Consider the following 19,044-nt stretch of genomic DNA (forward strand, 5'->3'; position numbering starts at 1 on the left):
ATATTTTAGTTTTAATACGATTGATCAATGCGGATGTTGATAGTGAAGGTAAGTGTTTTATGGTGACTACGGCGTTAACGGATGCACGCGCACATCGCGTTTTTTTGACTTTATTCTTGGTCATCATCGGCGTGTATTTATTGGTTGCAACAGTGACTTATACGCCTTTTGATCCAGGCTGGACGCATTTGTCCAGTGATACCCAAAAAGTGACAAATGCGACGGGTGTTGCGGGCGCATGGCTCGCCGATTTACTGTATGGATTCTGGGGACGTGCAGCTTTATTTCTGCCTTTCTTGGTTTTGATTGAAGCACTACAGCTGTGGTATCCGCATAGTTTTGTTCAGCGTCCGTTTCGTTTAGCGGGTGAACTGTTTCTGATGGTCATTGCTTCAGCGTTGTTTACGCTGCATGGTGTCGAGCCCTCTGACTCCTTGCAAAATGCCGCAGGCGGTATTTTGGGTTTTGAAGTCTCCCAACACTTGCTTGCCATGATGCCTTTGGCTTTAGTGACCATCATTTTAGTCGCGTTATTTGTGCTGATCTTTACTTTCTCTTTTGGTGTAGCTTGGGGTAAAACCTTTGATGCTGTTGGAGAAATTCCGCTATTGCTCAATGAGTTATTCTACCGTAATGAACCAGAAGAGACCCCAGCAAAAGCTGCGAAATCCACTAAAGTTCCCGTAGTTGCAGCAGAGACCCCAGTGGAAGCGAAGGGAACTGCGGAGGTCTCTCAATCTTTGGTTGAAGTACCTGTGAGTTCAACTCCTGTCGTGGTGAATCCGCCAGTTTCTACGGCTCAATCAAGCGAACCTCAGACTTTTGCAGAGGTTATGGCTGCTGCTCAAAGTGCGGCAATTGCGGAATCTGCTGCTGCAAGCGTTATAGCACCGCTACAGGCTCCTGACGTTGTCCAAGCCCAACAATCTCACCCCATGGTAGGAACTGTTGAGACATCCGTTGCTGCCGTGGTACCTCCAGTTGTTGCCGAGCGCATTGCGCCAACATTTAATTGGGAAGATGACTTCTTTCACCGTGCATTGGATGTGATTCCTGTAGAAGAAGAGAAGGAAGTCGAGCACGAGAAGGCGATATCTACGCCCACTTACGTTCAACCTGTGGCTTCGCCATCTGTACAGCCTATTCCACAGCCTCAGGATCGACCTGAAATTCCACAGTTGGATCAAGAGATCGCAGAACAGATTACATTTAGTCCAGCCGCGACTGAGCCGATTGTTGCGCCGCGTGAAGACTTTGTAGAACCTTCCGTTGCAGAACCGTCCGTAAGCAATGCTTATGCACCACCCGTGCAAGTACCTGTCACGCCGATGCAAGCGGCGACTGCAAAGCCCGAAAATTGGGATGCACCGTTAACCGATGCTTATGGTCGTCCGATATCCCGTGCGATGCAAACCGTACAGCATCGTGCTGAGCTAAGCCCACTGCCAAGTCTAGATCTGCTAGAACGTCCTGATCTCAGCCGTAAAACGAGTTATACCCCTGAGCAGCTCGAACGATTGTCTCGTCTGCTTGAAATCAAGCTCAAAGAGTTTGCTGTGGTGGCACAAGTGATCGAGGCGCAGCCGGGTCCTGTTGTGACTCGCTTTGAGCTTGAGCTAGCGCCTGGGGTGAAGGCATCGAAAGTGACTAATATTGCCCGAGATTTGGCGCGTTCGCTGTCCATGGCTTCTGTTCGTGTGGTAGAGGTCATTCCCGGCAAGCCTTATATCGGGATTGAAGTCCCGAATGCGACACGTGAGATGGTGCGTTTAATTGAACTGCTTGAGACGCCGACTTATCGTGATCCGAAATCGTTGATCAGTATGGCAATGGGTAAAGACATCGCTGGTCGTCCGGTATTGACCGATCTTGCCAAAGCGCCGCATATGCTGGTTGCGGGTACGACAGGTTCGGGTAAATCGGTCGCGATTAATGCGATGTTGTTATCCATGCTGATGAAATATACCCCTGCCCAGTTACGTCTGATTTTGATTGATCCAAAGCAGCTGGAACTGTCCAACTATAACGATATCCCTCATCTCCTGACTCCGGTGGTCACGGACATGAAGGATGCCGCGAGTTCACTGAATTGGTCGGTGGGTGAAATGGAACGTCGTTATAAGCTGCTTGCGTATATGAAGGTGCGTAATCTTGAGGCGTTCAATCAGAAAGTCACTGAAGCGATAGAGCGCGGTGAAGATCTGCTGGACCCACTGTGGAAGCCAGAAGATAGCGCACTCCAGCAGCGTGCGCCACGTTTGAAAACCATGCCGATGATTGTGGTGGTTGCGGATGAGTTCGCGGATATGATCATGCAGGTCGGTAAAAAGGCCGAAGAGTTGATCCAACGTCTGGCGCAAAAATCACGTGCGGCAGGGATCCATTTGATTCTGGCGACTCAGCGTCCTTCGGTCGATGTGATCACCGGTTTGATCAAGGCGAATATTCCAACCCGTGCTGCACTACGTGTAAACAGTAAGGTGGATTCACGGACGATTTTGGATGAAGGTGGTGCAGAGTATTTGCTGGGTCATGGTGATATGTTGTTCCTTGCACCGGGTAAAAATGAACCTGAGCGTGTTCATGGCGCATTCATTAGTGATGATGAGGTAAATCGAATCTGTGATGCTTGGCGTGAGCGGGGTAGTCCTGATTATGTCGATGATATCTTGAATGCCTTTGATGAAGATGCACCAAGCAAAGGTGGCGGTTATGACTCATCTGAAGGTGATCCTGAGCGTGATCCTGTCTATGACGACGTACTAGCGTTTATTATGGAAACCAAGAAAGTCTCTGCTTCAGCAATCCAGCGTAAGTTCTCACTCGGTTACAATCGCGCTGCGCGGATTGTGGATGCGATGGAAGCCGCAGGTGTGGTGAGTCCGATGCAGTCCAATGGGAAGCGAGAGATTTTGTTATAAGGGTGGATGGAAGTGTCTTTGCACTTTCACATAAAAAAAGACTCATTCAAATTTGAATGAGTCTTTTTTTATGTGTGTTTTACAGCGCGACTGGTGTTTTACTGACGTGCAAATGACGGGATTTATGGGTAATATTTAAAAATACCATTTGGTCTAAATATTGCTTAGTCTAGTGATATTGCAATTTATTTGAAATGTTATATTGTTGCATATAATATTGCGCTGAATTCAATGATGTCATGATCGTAATTGATGTGATTTAGAGACGATACTATTTTTAAAGGAAATTTTAGATGAAGAAAATAGCGATGGCCGTACTCTGCGTCCTCTATGGGCCTGCAAGTGTCAATGCCGCAGAGGGGATGTGGACGCCGAATAATTTGCCGACTGCGGAATTAAAGGAAAAATATCAATTTAATCCTGATCCAAAATGGGTCACCCATGCGCAAAAAGCTGCAGTTCGCTTGGCGGGTGGTTGCTCAGGTTCTTTTGTATCTCCTGCTGGTTTGGTGTTGACCAATCACCACTGCGTCAACAGTTGTGTACAACAGCTCTCTACGGCAGATCATGACTTTATTAAGTCGGGGTTCTACGCCAAGAAGCCTGAAGACGAAATCAAATGTCCTGAAATCGAACTCAATCGCTTGGATACGATTACAGACGTGACTGCTCGTGTTAAGAAAGCAACTGAAGGTAAGAACGGTGAAGACTACAGTAAAGCCGAAAAAGCGGTGAAGTCCGACATCGAAAAAGAATGTGTCGGCAATGAAAAAGAAACCACGCGCTGTGACGTAGTTGATCTTTATCATGGTGGTGTTTACGACGTGTATAAATATCATCGCTATCAAGATGTGCGTCTCGTATTTGCACCAGAGCTTGCGATTGCATTCTTTGGTGGTGACCCGGACAACTTTAACTTCCCGCGTTATGACCTTGATATGGGCATGCTGCGTGCCTACGAGAACAACAAGCCTGCCAAAGTCGTGGATTATTTCCCTTTCTCAAAAAATGGTGCTGAAGCGGGTGAGTTGACCATGACTGTGGGGAATCCCGGCGGTACTGATCGTCAGTTGACTGTTTCTGAACTTGAAACAACGCGCGATGTTGATCTGATCCCACGCCTGTTTCTACTCTCTGAATTGCGTGGTGTGCTGACTCAATTCCGTAGCCAAGGGACTGAACAATCACGTATTGCCCAGCATGATATCTTTGGTATTGAGAATTCATTCAAAGCACTCAAAGGCCGTCTACAAGCCTTGCAAGACCCAGAAGTCTTTAATCTGAAACAGAAGCAAGAGACAGAGCTTCGTGATTATGTCAAAGCATCGCCAGAGCGTCAGGCGAAGTATGGCGCAGCGTGGGATGAAATAGCCAAGGCACAAACCACCTACCGCAATATCGAGACGCCGCTGAAATACATCGAATACGGTCGCGGTTTTAGTTCGGATTATTTCAGTGATGCACGTTTGCTGGTCCGTGGTGCAGAAGAGCGTACCAAGCCCAATCCAGAGCGTCTACGCGAGTTCACCGAATCTAAATTGCCCAGTGTTACCCAGCAATTATTTTCAACAGCGCCGATCTATCCTGAGCTTGAGAAAGTAAAACTGACGTTTGCACTGACTAAGCTCCGTGAAAACTTGGGCGTTGATAATCCAATCGTGAAATCAGTTTTAGGTAAAGAATCACCAGCAGTATTGGCTGAGAAATTGATCAGTGGTACTAAACTGGGTGATCCGGCGGTGCGTAAAGCACTCTGGGAAGGCGGTGCAGATGCCATTGCTAAGTCTGATGATCCATTCATTCAACTGGTTAAGCAGATAGACCCTCAGGCACGTGCGATTCGTAAACAGTATGAAAATCAAGTGGAGTCAGTCATTGATAAGAACTCTGAACTGATTGCAGCGGCTCGTTTTGAGAAGCTGGGTACCAGTGTTTATCCTGATGCCACATTCACCCAGCGCTTCTCGTTTGGTGAGGTGAAAGGCTGGAATGAGAAGGGCACTGAGATCAAGCCGTTTACCGAGATCAAAGGTGCGTTTGCGCGTGCCACTGGGTTTGAACCTTTTGCTTTGCCCGCATCATGGCTTACTGCGAAAGATAAGCTGAATTTAGATCAGCGTTTTGACTTGGTGAGTACCAATGACATTATTGGTGGTAACTCAGGCAGTCCATTGATCAATCGCAAAGCTGAATTAGTCGGTCTTGTGTTTGACGGCAACATCCAATCTTTAGGCGGTAACTATTGGTTTGATGAACGAGTTAATCGTACCGTGTCGGTACATAGTGGTGCGATTTTAGAAGCGCTACAGAAAGTGTATAACGCTGATCGTGTAGTGAAAGAGCTGAAAGACGCGAAAGCGAATTAAGGTGAAGTTAGAACTTTCCCCATGTGCAATGCATGGGGAAAGTGGATATTAGATAAGATGTCATGATTCCCAAACATTAATATCTGATGCGTCATAAAAATCCGGCCGTTGCGGGTTCACGACACAAAAACGATGTCCAGTTGGTGCTTCCATCACTGTCCATCTTTCCATAATTTTCACAATCGTTGCGCCGAGACCTTCCAGACGTTTGACTTCAGCTTTGATATTATCCGTTTCAATATCGAGATGAACACGACTAGGGTGCTCAACCTTTTGAACCAGTACCCTGATATCGTTATCCTTAACCTCTAAATGGACATATTTTTCAGCCCATTCTTCATCGGATTTTATCACTTCGTATCCGAGAGCTTTGCCCCAGAAGCTAGCGGCAGGGTCGATGTCATCAACTTGACTATCGATGACTAGGGCGGCGAGTCGGCTTTTGTGCATGTTTAAACTTCCTTAAGGAAAATAATATTTCGAATATTAATTCTTTCCTCTGCATTATCTTGTTGGAATTAAAAAAGCTTAATAGATTTCTAAGTATTGTTGTCAAGAACATGCTTAGTTTTAAATCCAGATATATTGTTGACTAGAGATGTTCGATGAATCATACGATGGCAATTCGAACATAAGACTGCAAAGTCTTTTCTTGGGTCAAGTTTTAGTAACTGTCCTTTCAAATCTGAAATAGGGGTTAAATGATGTGCTTCAATAAACTCTTTACCTATACCTCCATATTTTTTCTCAAAATCGAAACCACATGCCATGCAAACATAGCCATGTATCTTTTTTGCTCTTGATGCTAGTTTTCGGTTTCTTTCTAAATGTTTATGCTCTCGTAGCTTTCGAAAATCTTCTTCATCAAGTTGTAATCCTTCTTCTTCAGCATCTATACGCTCATAAAGTTGTGTTTCTCGCGACATAAGTAAGTAATAAATATTAATGAAAGCTTGGAGATCGGAAGCTAGCTCTTCATCAGTTGGAATCAACGTGAGTGGGTAGTACTTAGAGCAGATAGAGCCGGCTTCATAGAGTGAACTTAAATTTGATGAATCACTCGAATTAAGATCGATTTCGCCTGTTGTAACACCTGTTGGTAATTTTCCAATCCTTGCTACAAAATCAGCGGCTCTAACACGAAGTGCTAATTTGGCCTTACTTCCATATTGCTTTCGTACAGAAGTAACCCCTTGGTTGAGGGAGAGATATACACCAGTAAAATCTTCTTTTACAAGGTAGACTATATAGTAACCATCTTGCGCTGATTCAGTTATAAAGCGATCATAGACGGCAGCCCATGGGGCTTTAGCCCAATTACCTTGACCTGCACTTCCATTTACAAGATAGCGAGGGTTTTTATCAATTATTTTTTCAATAATGATTGGTATTTCATTGCGAATAAAATCCGCTACAGCATTGCCCGAAAAAGGTTTTTTGATTGCTTCTGGATATTCTTCTAGAAAAAGGGAAATAGCAGTTCTAAGGCTCATTATTTTTAAACTATATGATAATAATCAAATATATATTTTAAATAGTGATATTTCAATGATAAAAACTTTTTGGATTAAAACTTGGTCCGTCATTTTCGAATGACGGACCAAAGTTGTGTTAATTACTCACCCTTTAAGCCACGATCTTTCAACATCGGCTCTACACTGGGCTCTTGTCCACGCCAGTCGTGATACAGCTTGCTGAGATCCTTGGTATTGCCTTGGGACAGGACCATTTCGCGGAAGCGATCACCGTTTTCACGAGTCAGCCCGCCATGCTCTTTAAACCACTCAAAGCCGTCATCTGACAGCATCTGTGTCCAAAGGTAAGCATAGTATCCAGCGGCATAGCCATTGCCCCAGATGTGCATAAAATAGCTTGAGCGGTAGCGTGGTGGTACATAGCTCAAATCAATCTTATCTTTTTTGAGTGCCGCTGCTTCGAAGACATCCGGGTCTTGCTTCTCGGTGGTAGTCAGGCTGTGCCAATCCATGTCGAGGAGTGCTGCCGCAACCAACTCGGTCATGTCATAACCTTTGTTAAAGGTTCCAGCTTTCTTAATTTTATCAACCAAAGCCTGTGGCATGGGTTCGCCAGTTTTGTAGTTCTTGGCATAGTTAGCGAAAATCTTCGGATCACTGGCCCAGTGCTCATTGAACTGGGACGGAAATTCAACAAAGTCACGCGCTGTCGCAGAACCTGATAGGCTGGCATATTTGGTATTGGCAAAGATGCCGTGTAAGCCATGGCCAAACTCATGGAACATGGTGATCACGTCATCATAGGACAGCAGGGCAGGTTGACCATCGGCTGGCTTTGCGAAGTTAGCGACATTATAGATGACCGGTTTGGTGCCCAGTAAGGTGGATTGATTAACGAAGTTACTCATCCACGCGCCGCCGTTTTTATTATCACGTTGATAATAATCGGTATAGAACAGTGCCAGTGAACTGCCGTCTTTATCAAAGACTTCAAAAACACGAACATCGGGGTTGTAGACGGGGATATCTTTACGTTCTTTAAAGGTCAAACCGTATAGTTGATTCGCCGCGTAGAAGACACCGTTTTGCAAGACATTGTTGAGTTCAAGATAGGGCTTGATTTGTGATTCATCAAGATCAAATTTGGCTTTACGAACTTGTTCTGCGTAGAAGTTCCAGTCCCAAGGCTGAACTTTAAAATCACCTTTTTGCTGATCAATAACGGCTTGAATATCCTTGGCTTCCGTTTCTGCACGAGCTGTCGCTGCTGGAACGAGGTTCTGCATGAACTTAATGGCGGTTTCAGGTTTCTTCGCCATTTGGTTTTCGAGAGTCCAAGCGGCAAAGCTTGGGAAGCCTAATAGTTTGGCTTGTTCCGTACGAATTTGTGCAAGGCGACTGATGACCGCACGGGTGTCGTTAGCATCGCCTTTTTCTGCACGGTTCCAAGAGGCTTTAAATAGTGCTTCACGTGTTGCACGATCGGTTAGCTCTTGCAGTAGCGGTTGTTGAGTGGTGTTCTGCAGGGAGAGTACCCAAGCATTATCGAGTTTTTTCGATTTAGCGGCTTCTGCCGCTGCAGTAATTTCTGCGTCGGTTAGGCCTGCCAGTTTGCTCTTATCGGTAATGACTAGTGAACCATCTTTGGTCGCTGCAAGAAGTTTGTTGGTGAACTGAGTACCAAGGGTAGAGTTTTCTTTATTCAGTGCTTTCAGCTTGATTTTGTCGGCATCTGACAAATTTGCGCCGCCAAGGACAAAGTTTTGATAGGTGACTTCAACAAGGCGCAAGGACTCAGGATCTAGATTCAGCGTATCACGTTTGTCGTAGATGGTCTTGATGCGCTTGAACAGCTTTTCATTGAGGGTGATGGCGTCTTGATGCATGGCACGTTTTGGTGCGACATCTTCTTGTACTTTTTGCAGATAATCACTGGTATTGGCACTGGTAATCGCATCAAACACAGCGAGTACGCGGTTGAGCAAGGCGCCTGATTTCTCTAATGGGATAAAGGTATTATCAAATGTCGGTGCTGCTGGATTATTGGCAATCTTGTTCACTTCACCCAATTGCTGCTTCATGCCCTTTTCAATGGCAGGCAGGTAATCAGCTTCTTTGATTTTATTAAAATCAGGGGCTTGAAAGGGCAGTGTGCTGGGTGCGAAAAAAGGATTGGTACTGAGTTTGGCTTTGGTTGCCGCTTGAGTAACTGGAGCTGTTTCTGCTGCAAATACTGTGGAAGTGGTACCAGTCGCGAGTGCAATGGCAATCACGAGTGTACGAAAACGAAACATTCGATAGTCCTCTGTAAGGGTGTATTAGCAGGACGCACCTTGATAAGGTTTGTCCCTAAAATTGCTCGATTTTTGGCGAGAGTTATCTAGCAAGCAATTTTTACACCATGCCGTGAATACGTGTATTTAGGCGTAGAACTATCGTATGTGTTCAGTTGTTGGATTGTATCTTCTGTGCTTAGGTGCGCACTCGCAGGGTGAGTCCTTTGAGGAAGTTGCGTAAGAATTGGTCACCGCAAGCTCGGTAGTTACTGTGTCCTTTGGCACGGAACAAAGCAGACAGTTCGGGCTTAGACACCTGAAAGTCGACAGACTGCAAGATGTCCTGCAAGTCTTCATCCTTCAAATTAAACGCCACGCGGAGTTTTTTCAGCATGAGGTTATTGGAGTTGGGAAGCTTCACCGGGACAGGGGCTTGTTTATCGTTCTTGCCGCGCAGATGGATGACGAGACCATTTAAAAAGTACAGCATCGCTTCGTCAGGAATTTCTAAGAAGCCCTCTTCATCTTCAGCACGCAGGAAATCAACCACATCTGCTTCGAGGACGCTATAGTCAACCAATGCGAAAATTTCGACCATTTTCTGATCAGATAGGTCGAGCATATAACGCACACTGCGTAGAACATCATTATTCAACATAGGGTCACTTCACAGACAGACATCATTCGATTTAAAGCCTTTGGTTATCTTAATTTCAAAATTTAAAAAATATGGGTGAATCTTTGGATTAAGCAAAACGTGCTAATAAATCCAAAAACTCTGCATTCTGACTTGGGTGTGCAGCAATCACTTGAGCCAAGGTACGACCTTGATTGTCGGTTGCATTCACATCACGACCATTTGCTTTAAATTGCACCAGTAGTCGCTCAAAATCAAAAGGGCGCATGTGCTTGTACGCAGTGTAGAGGACGTGAAAATCGGCACTGACCCCTTCAGGTGGCAGGTGATTCAGGTATGCAAAAACACGTTCGTCTGACCAAGCTTCGTTAAATGTAGCGGGCTGTGCAAAAGCCATGATGACTCCAATCTTGTAATCTAATCTTTATAAAAAAGAACACGGTTTAATGTTGGCTTCATTTTACGCGTATTCCAGCATAAAAAAAGCAAAATGACTGCGTATTTAACGAGTCATTTTGCTTTATTGGTGCTGACTTAATGAATAATCAGGCAAGAAGATCAACTTAGGTCGGTTGATCTTCCGGTAAATTGATATTCATTTCCAGCATTTCGATGTTGTCTTCGGTACGCACGCTCATATGAATGTCATGCGCTGTTACGCCGCGCACATAGCGATTTACCACTTCCATAATCTCAGACTTCATTCGGTTAATCGTATCTTGCGATAAGCGGCGTCCCAAACGGTTTTCGGTTGCAATAATGACTTTTAGTCGATCTGCAGCGGTCTTTGCGCTTGTCGGTGCGGGTTCTGATTTAAATAAGTTTGCCCAAAAGCTCATGGCTGCACTCCAAATAGACGAGCCAACCAGCCTTGTTTCTGTGGCTGAATATGGCGATATGGACGGTCTTCACCTAAAAAGCGTGCAACGAGATCATCATAAGCTTGACCCGCTTTAGAGTCGAGGTCACGAATGGTTGGCACACCTTGGTTTGATGCATTGAGTACGGAGTTACATTCTGGAATGACACCGAGAGTCGGTACTTTAAGAATGTCTTTGGAAATATCATCAATGGTCATCATTTCATCACGGCTTGCACGATCTGGATCGAAGCGTGTAATGACCAGATGTTCGCGTACGCGACCAATATTTTGTTCGACTTTCTTGGTTTTGCTATGCAACATTCCAATAATACGGTCAGAGTCACGGACTGAAGAAATTTCAGGGTTGGTAACAATCAGTGCTTCATCGGCATGATACATGGCCAGAATCGCACCACGTTCGATACCAGCAGGAGAGTCACAAACGATGTAGTCAAACTCAGCCGAGAGTTCTTCGATAACACGAGCAACACCTTCATCGGTCAATGCATCTTTATCGCGCGTCTGGCTTGCTGGCAGGATATACAGTGTTTCGATTTCACGATCACGGATCAGCGCTTGTGAGAGGCGGGCTTCGTTATGAATAACATTCACAAGATCGTATACCACACGGCGTTCGCAGCCCATAATCAAATCAAGGTTACGTAGACCCACATCAAAATCGACAACAACAGTTTTGTAGCCGCGTAAGGCTAAACCTGTGGCAAATGATGCGCTTGTCGTCGTTTTTCCGACTCCGCCTTTACCTGAGGTTACGACAACGATTTTTGCCACATTAAACTCCTTAGCCTGGAAATGGTCCAAATAGAGTGACCACCAGTATTTTTGTTAAAAAACAATGATTAAATTTCAAGCAATAGATCAATATTAGGATAGCAGCTAATTAAAATCTGTGTTATGGCGATAATGTTACAGAACATGTAACGATTTTTACCACCATTTTCATCACTTCTCAACCAAAACATGCGTGATCTGGGGCATGTTTGAGTTGAGTGCTTTTTCTAATCAATATAAATTTTCTATAAAATCAAAAGACTAAACTATATTCTAGTTAATGATTGATCTTATTGAACTCTAGTGTACCTTCATTTGATAGGCTGATGTGCACGGCTTGTCCGATCATATCGGCAGGAATATCTTCCGCCACACAAAATGTTCCCGATACTGAAACCAGTTCAGCCTCTAAACGCTGGCAGAAGATGTGTGCATTGAGTGCTCCACCAGCACCAGCCATAAGACGACCACGAGCCGTGCCATAGACATGAATTGATCCGCCGGAAATGAGCTCAGCGCCGCTATTCATATCCGCCATTAAAATCAGATTACCTTCTTCTACAACGATCCGTTGGCCAGTGCGCAAGGTTTCTTTGTGCAATGTATCACCAACGATGGTGACAGGTTCTGTTTTCTTCTTTTTTGCCCCAAATGCAGTGTTCTCGGCAACCGTAGGCGGCTCGGTAGGGGCAACACGCTGCATGTTCGGGTCAGCAGGAAGAACTGGAAATTGTATTGCGCGGGCTTGATCGGCGAGAAAACCTTCGACCACTGCGAGAGGTTGTAAGTTGTGTTCACGCAGTAAGTTGAGCACCGGCTCAAGCGGCAAAGCCAGCGTTGAATCAATAATCACAGGCATACCAGTGAGTTTTTTTGCCAGTGTTGAAATCTCGCGTTCCAGACGAGGGAGGCTGTCCGTCTGTAAGGTAATGCGTGTAAAGCTGACCATTTTGCCATTGAGGCGAATATCGCTCATAAGAGTGTCCTTAAAGGTCAGATAGAGAAAAATGGTTTGGATTGAAATCGAGCGTTCTTTGTCTATGAGGGATATCAAAATAATACCCAAATGTCATATCACGCTTATCTGCGTTTGCTTCCCGCTCAGATCCGATTTAATGACTGCATCGTAGAGGAAAATCATCCAGAGTGCCAGAGACAAGCGCATGAAAATGAGCGCATAAGGATTGGCTCATAAATCAGTTATTCAGCTTTTATCGCGTAAAAACGATGCGCAAGATTCAGATGTGAGTCAACCGAGAAAGAGGCGGGTGAAAAATAACCAATCTTCTCTGTGGTAAGAAAATACAGGCATCTGGACATGCTCACTTCGATTTACCCACAGCACTATCCCCATCAATTGTGGGTAGCTTTTTTTAAAGTGGCCCTAAATGTTGGTCAGAGTTTGGCCTTCCACTGTTGGATAGAAACCTGTTCACGCACCACTTTTAATGTTTCAATCACAATGGAGTCGATCAGGGCTTCGATTTCGGGAGCTGGGAAATCCAGCGTACCAATCTGATGGGCGACCTCGGCATAGAGCGGGTTGGGTTGCTCAGTGAGTGGATAAATCAGCTCAAGCGCAATATTTTCTCCAAGCCGTGCACCGATAGCCTCAATACGCTGGGAGAGTAGTGTACCCACCACAGGCATCAATTTTAGAATCTGTTGTAGCTCGGGTGTATTTTGTATAGAGCGCTCTACGGCCGCCGCGACATATTGGCTAATGTTTGTTTGATGCAGTTTAATGGCATTGGGCAAGCTTGCTTCAAGGGCCTCAATCAATGCTCTACTGATCATTGGGCGATGCTTGGCAATAATTTTTTCGATAAGGACGTAGTGTGTTTGGTTTTCTGTAAACTCGGTGGATACCCCATCAATCACTTGCAAAACAATTCGATCAGAGAGTTCCTCTAGTACCAATTCGTAATAAAACTGTCCTTTTCGAATCCAGCTCCGAGGGAGTACGGGGTAACCCAGCAGATATAGACGATATGCAATGACAAAGGCACGTAGCAAGCGCAGTGGGCGCAGGATGGCAAAACAACCTAAAACTTCGTACCAATGAATAAAAGGGAAGAAGAACCAACGATAGTATCGTCGTTGAATGATGGCGATGCCCCAACGAATCAGCAACTCAATAATCAAGAATATCGTAAAAAAAGCATTAATGTCATGAATTGAGTTTTTCAGACCCTCTTCTGATGCGGGCGACACATGCAAGAAATGCATGACATCATTGACCCATGTGAAGTTTGCACCAAGTACATATTCCACCCCAAGCAAGCATAAATTAATGATGATACCGGCCACCATGGCCATGTCATAGATTAAATTTAGGCGAGTGTGCTTGTATGGGGGAGAAGGTGGACGATGACTTTCCATGTCGCCTATGTTTGGGGCTTTGCTCGTCATCGTCGTTTTTATCCTTTAAGAAATTCCGTTTTCATGTCTACAACGGATTATTTATTTTTGTTTTGCAGGAATACTTAATGATGCCGGAGAGAGTGCATTATCTTCGTTATTGAAGCGTGCCAGCATTTGATTAATAGTCTGCTGCTTATTTTCCCAAAGTCCTGCAACCCAGTCCTGGAACTGCTGACGGAACTGCGGATCTTCTTCATAGTCACCTGCCAATACCCATGCTGGAATTTGAATCTCGCGTAAATCCACACCAATTCGACGTACACGGCCCATCCAGAAGTCGGTATATCCCGGAATGCCATCAGGATACACGATGGTCATATCCAGTAAGCCATCCACTTGCTGACCTAAAATTTGCAGTGCCAGACCGATGCCCCCTGCTTTGGGTTTGAGTAGGTTTGCATACGGAGATTTTTGTGCGGCATGTTTTTTTTCTGTGAAGCGCGTGCCTTCCAGATAGTTGAGCAGGGTAAAGGGGCGATTTAAAAGATTTTCGCAGGCACGCTTGGCTTCGAGTAAATCTTGTTGTTTGAGTGCAGGATTTTTGGCAATGGCTTCTTTACTATGACGTTTCATCATCGGAAACCCCAGAATTTTAAAGGCCAACCCTAAAAATGGAATAAAGATGAGTTCCCATTTTGTAAAGAAGCGGGTGAGTGGCATCCGTGGCAATCCGATATATTGCATGACCGTAGTATCCACCCAGCTTTGGTGATTACAGATCAGTAAGTATTGTTTTTCCAAACTGAGATCTGTGGTGGGCATGGTGAGTTGCCACTCAATATCCGGTAAAGCGCGATCTATGAGCCAACTGTTAAAATGTAGCCATTGATTGGTGAGTGTTACGGCAAGTTCATCTAAACGTTGACCCGCTAATTTTTGCGGAATGAGTGATCTTGCCAGACCTACGGCAAGGACTGGTGGTCCAAAGGTAAAGGTATTGGCAGTAATGGCGGCACCCATGAGTGTGCCTCGTGCACGCTCAATGATCGTTTTAGGTCTAGTGAGTGCGGAAATACGTGCCATGATCAGCTCCAGAGAATACGGTATAAATATAAAAACATGGCAACATCATATTGATTCAGCATACAGAGGGCAATGTGCATAAAAGACGATTTAAGCGCTTAAAGCATTAAGTTCAGCCTTTTTGTCAATCTGTACTGATTTATTAATTGATTTTATAGCGCTTTTCTCATTTCTTTCGTCGGAAAAATTAACCGCTAAGGAAAGTGACTCAAAAATTACTTTACATGGATCTTTTTAAAAACAATTAGTTATAAAATATGAAAAATAGAATTTGTAACAATGTGTCTCTTTGTTAACAAAAAACTCATGGCAGTGATATGGGTGCTATCCTCAGAATGTACCCATCCAATTACTTGAGTGACGAGGAGAAAGTTCATGCGTGCATTGGTTGTAACAACTTTAGTAGCAGGCTTGGCTTTATCAGGCTGTACAACAAATCCATACACTGGCCAAAGCCAAGTGAGTAAAGGGGCGATCGGCGGTGGAGCTGGTGCATTATTAGGCGCTGCAATTGGTGCCGCTACTGGTGGTGGTCATAAAGGCAAAGCAGCTCTGATTGGTGCTGCTGCTGGTGGTCTGCTCGGTGGTGGTGTGGGTGTTTATATGGATGCCCAAGAGAAAAAACTGCGTGAACAAATGCAAGGTACTGGCGTTGCGGTTGAACGTAACCAGCAAACTGGCGCTGTAGATCTGATTATGCCTGGCGCGATTACCTTCGCAACTGCACGTTCAGATATCAACCCATCGTTCTCTGGCACGCTGTCTCAGTTGGCTCAGACCTTGAGTTCTTATAACCAACAAACGATTACTGTTCGTGGTTACACCGACAATGTTGGTAATGCTTCATACAACCAACAATTGTCACAAGAGCGTGCAAACAGTGTTGCGAACTACTTGATTCGTCAAGGTGTTGCAGCAAGCCGTGTGCAAGCAGTTGGTTATGGCATGAACAACCCAGTTGCAGACAACTCAACTGAGGCAGGTCGTAGCCAAAACCGTCGTGTTGAAATCAGTGTGAACCCACCTGCAACCGTTCCAGGCCAAGGCTAAGATCTGTTGATGAGCATCGTGCCTAATGCGTGCGATGCTTTATCTTAGGTAATAAAAAAACCGATCCAATCGGTTTTTTTTATGTCACTATTTTGACAGCAGTGCGGCAAAATGATGTTTGTTTGTATTTATGTCAGTATTTCCGATGATAAAGTTTTGTCAAAACCTTGATGAGTGATACGATTGCTTATTATTATCTAAAGTTGCAACGAGATCGTTGGTTTTAGATAGATTGATTCGAGCACCGATAATCAAAAAACAAGATTAAAACGCTGAGGGAAGCTATGCGTCATTTGTCTATTACGATGTCTGTTACGACGATATCTGGGTTACTCGTGCTATCAGGATGTAGCATGATTCAGTCCGCACGTGATCATTTGCCCTCTTTTGGTAGTGGGACAGTCAGTGATCCGAGTATTGTTGAAAGCCAAAAGCTTCCGCAATTGGACACCACCAAACCAGATTCTCCTTATGATCGATTCAAACCACATGGTTTCTCGCTTGGAAGCTGGGCTGTAGATCGTTTTAAAAAGAATCAGGGGGAGCTTTTTCAACCTGTACCTGTTCTCGATCAAAAGTTTGCCTTGGTTTACCTCTATCGACCTCACAGCAAATGGAATGAACAAGAAATTCTGGCCAGTAGTATTTTCATTAATGGTATGCGGTTGCCGAGCTTAACAGACAACCATTATTACTGGTTAGAAATGAATCCCGGTGTTTATCGGTTGAAAATAAGCCGCCCCTTAGGACCACTTTATTTTCAAAAAGGGACTGTCGTTGATTTCCAAGTGGAAGCAGGTCGTACCTATTATCTACGTTATGATGAAGAAAATTTCCGCGGTCATCCCGATGAGGCACTGGGTTTACTACGTGCAGGTCCTTTGAACCAGATGCCTGAGAAAGACGGTCTGGCCGAGATTCGCGCTACCACGCTCAAAACCCCAGGTTATAGTTTTGTGGATGATCCGGACAAAGCCGTTAAGATTGCATCGCAAGATGTCGCAAAAGGCGATTTTGCTTCATTCAATGGACAAGAAGGGAAGCCTGTGCCCAAAGCACGTGTGGAAGAGAAACAAGATGTGGTGTTGGGTCGCCCATTCTCATTCCGCTGGTGGAATCCGTTTTCTTGGTAATCTGACTATAGATGAGATCAATAAAAAGCCCACCTTCATGGTGGGCTTTTTTTATGGATATCTGTCAGATGTTATTGTAGTTGGATGCTACCATTGGCCTGTACACGGACTTTGCTATTACCGCTTTGAACAGCTTGGGCAGGCACTGCATCGCTGGCTTCGGCTTTAGCCATACGCATCATCATAGGATAGGGGCGAGGCTCATCATTACTGCTGGTGATATTCATTTCAACCAGCTCATATTTACTGGCACCCCATGCATTTTGTAGTAATGAGGCACGCTCACGGAAAATCTTGGTGATGTCTGTGAGGAGTTCATTTTCAACTTTCAAACGTTGTTGCGCGGAGACTGAAAAATTCACGGCTTCAAGTTGCATATTGCTTTGCAGTTGGGCGATTAACTCACTGCCAGCTTTGAAGTCTGAAGTTTTGAGTTGAATCTCCGCACGACCTCGCCAGCCTGTGAGTTTGTTCTTATCACTGTAGATGGGATAAGTGCTTTGGGTGCCGCTACTGACTTTCACGCTTGGGTAAGCTTTGGCAAGATCCATGGCTTTATTCACGATCTGGGCGGTATCTCGTGCCAAAGTCGTTGGATTGGTGTTATTGAGCTCTGTGTAAAGCGTCGCTTGCATTTCGTCATTTTGCACATCGCGGCTGGTTTCAGCTTGCAAGTTGACGATCCGGTGTTCACGAACAGGTTCTGCAAATGTAGGCGTACTGGCAACCATTGCACTAAGTCCTAAGATACTGGCAAGTAGAAAATTTCTTTGCATAGGTGTTGATCGAATAACGCGGGGCGTGGTTGACATAATATGCGGATCCTGTAAGTGTGGACTCAAGTTGTACGAACTTTCGTTGCATAACATTTTTTGGGTTACTCTCCAGCCATCTGATCTGCACTGAAGAGTATGGATTGATTATGCTTTAAGCTGAAGTATCATCATCGTCTTTGGTTTTCACTTTCTTTTTGGTGGCGGGTTTTGCTTTTTGATTGGTTGCTTCTTCCGCTTTCACTTTCTCAGCTTTCTTGGGTGTCGCTTTTTTCTCTTCAGTTGAAGTAGACGCATGTGACTTCAAGTAATCCGTGGCATAGCCAGCTTCTTGTGTGCCCGGATAGTTTTTCAAAATGGTTTTCATCAATGCAATCGCGCTGGCTTGATGTTGATCTACATCGGCTAAGGTCGCTAAACGATAGGTTGCTGCTGCGGCTTTAGCACTTTTGGGATATTGATTACTGACGATTTTAAAGTTGCTTGACGCAGCAGCAAAGTTGGGTGGTGTAATCGCGAGATTAAATTCACCCAGCCAGTAATAAGCATTTGGAACAAAAGGACTATTCGGGTAATCGGTGATAAATTTCTTCATCGGCGCAATGGCTTTCGCTGCACCACCAGCTTTGTATGCATCGTAAGCAGCGATATAAGCGACTTTATCAGCTTCATCGCCTGTCGCTGCGGCTGCAGGAGCCGTGCCGGGTACTGTAGTCGTTGTTGGTGCACCATCAGTCGAAGGCGTAGTGGCAGGGACTGATGCTGGCGCTTGTGCAGCTTGCAGTTTTTTGATGTCATCTTGGCTTTGAGCAATGCGTTGATCAAAATCGGTATAGTGATTTTTGGCTTCTTTTTGCAATTGATCAATGTCATTGTCATGTGTTTCAACTTTACCGCGTAGATCACGGACTTCGTTTTCTAGTTTCTGGATTTGTTGCGTGAGTTGCCACAGTTGTGAGGTCTGAGTGCTGTCAACGCCGCCAACAGCAGATGACGATGTGAGTGGGCGTGATTCAACGGGGATTGCGGCATGAGTCGACAGTGTTGTGGTGGTGATTAGCCCCATCATCAGGCCTAAACTGAGCGACAGACGCGTAAAGCCCGTACCTAACGTGCCTACGGGAATTGTTGTTTTTAAATTCGTTTTCAAGGCGATGTTTCTCATAATAAAAATCCATATAAACAGGCTGATGAGCTTAAGACTAACATTAATGGATGTGTGTTTGCCTGACAAATTAATCGCTTTCAAACCAGCCCCGTATGTCGAGGATCATAGCGTGTGTGAATGCCTTCGGACGTTGATGATTCGTAT

General features: G+C 44.9%; 16 protein-coding genes. 4 read left to right on the forward strand and 12 right to left on the reverse strand.

Annotated features, from left to right (window positions below):
- Window positions 1-59 precede the first annotated feature (59 nt).
- Together HYN46_RS04430 and HYN46_RS04435 are read left to right on the forward strand one after the other, a co-directional pair.
- Complete coding sequence (locus HYN46_RS04430) at window positions 60-2,921, forward strand: DNA translocase FtsK (RefSeq protein ID WP_114898275.1); 2,862 nt, start codon at window positions 60-62, stop codon at window positions 2,919-2,921.
- Window positions 2,922-3,214: 293 nt separating this feature from the next.
- Entirely contained in the window at window positions 3,215-5,287 is a 2,073-nt protein-coding gene (locus HYN46_RS04435; RefSeq protein ID WP_114898276.1) for a S46 family peptidase, read from the forward strand.
- 60 nt (window positions 5,288-5,347) lie between these two features.
- Here the strand turns inward: HYN46_RS04435 and HYN46_RS04440 are convergent, their stop codons facing one another.
- The 10 genes from HYN46_RS04440 to HYN46_RS04485 all read right to left on the reverse strand — a co-directional run bounded on the left by HYN46_RS04440 (window position 5,348) and on the right by HYN46_RS04485 (window position 14,767).
- Complete coding sequence (locus HYN46_RS04440; protein ID WP_114898277.1) at window positions 5,348-5,737, reverse strand: VOC family protein; 390 nt, start codon at window positions 5,735-5,737, stop codon at window positions 5,348-5,350.
- Between the two features lie 89 nt (window positions 5,738-5,826).
- Window positions 5,827-6,780 (reverse strand): MrcB family domain-containing protein, encoded by a 954-nt coding sequence (locus HYN46_RS04445; RefSeq protein ID WP_114898278.1) that lies wholly within the window; start codon window positions 6,778-6,780, stop codon window positions 5,827-5,829.
- A gap of 122 nt (window positions 6,781-6,902) precedes the next feature.
- Window positions 6,903-9,056: a peptidyl-dipeptidase Dcp gene (gene dcp / locus HYN46_RS04450; protein ID WP_114898279.1), complete on the reverse strand. Its 2,154-nt coding sequence runs from the start codon at window positions 9,054-9,056 to the stop codon at window positions 6,903-6,905.
- A 178-nt stretch (window positions 9,057-9,234) separates the two neighbouring features.
- Window positions 9,235-9,696: a YehS family protein gene (locus tag HYN46_RS04455; RefSeq protein WP_114898280.1), complete on the reverse strand. Its 462-nt coding sequence runs from the start codon at window positions 9,694-9,696 to the stop codon at window positions 9,235-9,237.
- An 88-nt stretch (window positions 9,697-9,784) separates the two neighbouring features.
- A complete protein-coding gene (locus tag HYN46_RS04460; protein ID WP_114898281.1) occupies window positions 9,785-10,072 on the reverse strand; it encodes a PA4642 family protein in 288 nt (95 codons plus the stop codon).
- Between the two features lie 166 nt (window positions 10,073-10,238).
- A complete protein-coding gene (minE, locus tag HYN46_RS04465; RefSeq protein ID WP_114898282.1) occupies window positions 10,239-10,514 on the reverse strand; it encodes a cell division topological specificity factor MinE in 276 nt (91 codons plus the stop codon).
- On the reverse strand, window positions 10,511-11,329 hold the full coding sequence (gene minD, locus HYN46_RS04470) for a septum site-determining protein MinD (protein WP_114898283.1): 819 nt from the start codon (window positions 11,327-11,329) through the stop codon (window positions 10,511-10,513). The genes minE and minD overlap by 4 nt, the downstream gene beginning before the upstream one ends.
- 277 nt (window positions 11,330-11,606) lie before the next feature.
- On the reverse strand, window positions 11,607-12,305 hold the full coding sequence (gene minC / locus HYN46_RS04475; RefSeq protein ID WP_114898284.1) for a septum site-determining protein MinC: 699 nt from the start codon (window positions 12,303-12,305) through the stop codon (window positions 11,607-11,609).
- A 419-nt stretch (window positions 12,306-12,724) separates the two neighbouring features.
- Window positions 12,725-13,741, reverse strand: coding sequence for a preprotein translocase subunit SecA (locus tag HYN46_RS04480; protein WP_114898285.1), 1,017 nt, complete (start codon window positions 13,739-13,741; stop codon window positions 12,725-12,727).
- Window positions 13,742-13,792: 51 nt separating this feature from the next.
- Window positions 13,793-14,767: an acyltransferase gene (locus HYN46_RS04485; RefSeq protein WP_114900601.1), complete on the reverse strand. Its 975-nt coding sequence runs from the start codon at window positions 14,765-14,767 to the stop codon at window positions 13,793-13,795.
- Between the two features lie 384 nt (window positions 14,768-15,151).
- On the opposite strand from HYN46_RS04485, the gene HYN46_RS04490 reads away from it, so the two are divergent.
- Window positions 15,152-15,826, forward strand: a complete 675-nt coding sequence (locus HYN46_RS04490) for an OmpA family protein (protein ID WP_114898286.1) — start codon at window positions 15,152-15,154, stop codon at window positions 15,824-15,826.
- Between the two features lie 353 nt (window positions 15,827-16,179).
- Window positions 16,180-16,959: a DUF2846 domain-containing protein gene (locus HYN46_RS04495; RefSeq protein ID WP_162818082.1), complete on the forward strand. Its 780-nt coding sequence runs from the start codon at window positions 16,180-16,182 to the stop codon at window positions 16,957-16,959.
- A gap of 71 nt (window positions 16,960-17,030) precedes the next feature.
- Here HYN46_RS04495 and HYN46_RS04500 read toward each other — a convergent pair whose 3' ends face one another.
- Together HYN46_RS04500 and HYN46_RS04505 are read right to left on the reverse strand one after the other, a co-directional pair.
- Complete coding sequence (locus HYN46_RS04500; RefSeq protein ID WP_228254885.1) at window positions 17,031-17,771, reverse strand: SIMPL domain-containing protein; 741 nt, start codon at window positions 17,769-17,771, stop codon at window positions 17,031-17,033.
- Window positions 17,772-17,886: 115 nt separating this feature from the next.
- Window positions 17,887-18,897: a YbgF trimerization domain-containing protein gene (locus tag HYN46_RS04505; RefSeq protein WP_228254886.1), complete on the reverse strand. Its 1,011-nt coding sequence runs from the start codon at window positions 18,895-18,897 to the stop codon at window positions 17,887-17,889.
- Window positions 18,898-19,044 lie beyond the last annotated feature (147 nt).

The organism is Aquirhabdus parva (genome assembly GCF_003351745.1).
Taxonomy (GTDB): Bacteria; Pseudomonadota; Gammaproteobacteria; order Pseudomonadales; family Moraxellaceae; genus Aquirhabdus; species Aquirhabdus parva.

What these genes read in the sequence shown, in the direction of transcription:
- HYN46_RS04430 (WP_114898275.1), top strand. Translation starts at nt 60, where the DNA reads ATGGTGACTACGGCGTTAACGGATGCACGCGCACATCGCGTTTTTTTG.
- HYN46_RS04435 (WP_114898276.1), top strand. Translation starts at nt 3,215, where the DNA reads ATGAAGAAAATAGCGATGGCCGTACTCTGCGTCCTCTATGGGCCTGCA.
- HYN46_RS04440 (WP_114898277.1), bottom strand. Translation starts at nt 5,737, where the DNA reads ATGCACAAAAGCCGACTCGCCGCCCTAGTCATCGATAGTCAAGTTGAT.
- HYN46_RS04445 (WP_114898278.1), bottom strand. Translation starts at nt 6,780, where the DNA reads ATGAGCCTTAGAACTGCTATTTCCCTTTTTCTAGAAGAATATCCAGAA.
- dcp (WP_114898279.1), bottom strand. Translation starts at nt 9,056, where the DNA reads ATGTTTCGTTTTCGTACACTCGTGATTGCCATTGCACTCGCGACTGGT.
- HYN46_RS04455 (WP_114898280.1), bottom strand. Translation starts at nt 9,696, where the DNA reads ATGTTGAATAATGATGTTCTACGCAGTGTGCGTTATATGCTCGACCTA.
- HYN46_RS04460 (WP_114898281.1), bottom strand. Translation starts at nt 10,072, where the DNA reads ATGGCTTTTGCACAGCCCGCTACATTTAACGAAGCTTGGTCAGACGAA.
- minE (WP_114898282.1), bottom strand. Translation starts at nt 10,514, where the DNA reads ATGAGCTTTTGGGCAAACTTATTTAAATCAGAACCCGCACCGACAAGC.
- minC (WP_114898284.1), bottom strand. Translation starts at nt 12,305, where the DNA reads ATGAGCGATATTCGCCTCAATGGCAAAATGGTCAGCTTTACACGCATT.
- HYN46_RS04480 (WP_114898285.1), bottom strand. Translation starts at nt 13,741, where the DNA reads ATGACGAGCAAAGCCCCAAACATAGGCGACATGGAAAGTCATCGTCCA.
- HYN46_RS04490 (WP_114898286.1), top strand. Translation starts at nt 15,152, where the DNA reads ATGCGTGCATTGGTTGTAACAACTTTAGTAGCAGGCTTGGCTTTATCA.
- HYN46_RS04495 (WP_162818082.1), top strand. Translation starts at nt 16,180, where the DNA reads ATGATTCAGTCCGCACGTGATCATTTGCCCTCTTTTGGTAGTGGGACA.
- HYN46_RS04500 (WP_228254885.1), bottom strand. Translation starts at nt 17,771, where the DNA reads ATGTCAACCACGCCCCGCGTTATTCGATCAACACCTATGCAAAGAAAT.
- HYN46_RS04505 (WP_228254886.1), bottom strand. Translation starts at nt 18,897, where the DNA reads ATGAGAAACATCGCCTTGAAAACGAATTTAAAAACAACAATTCCCGTA.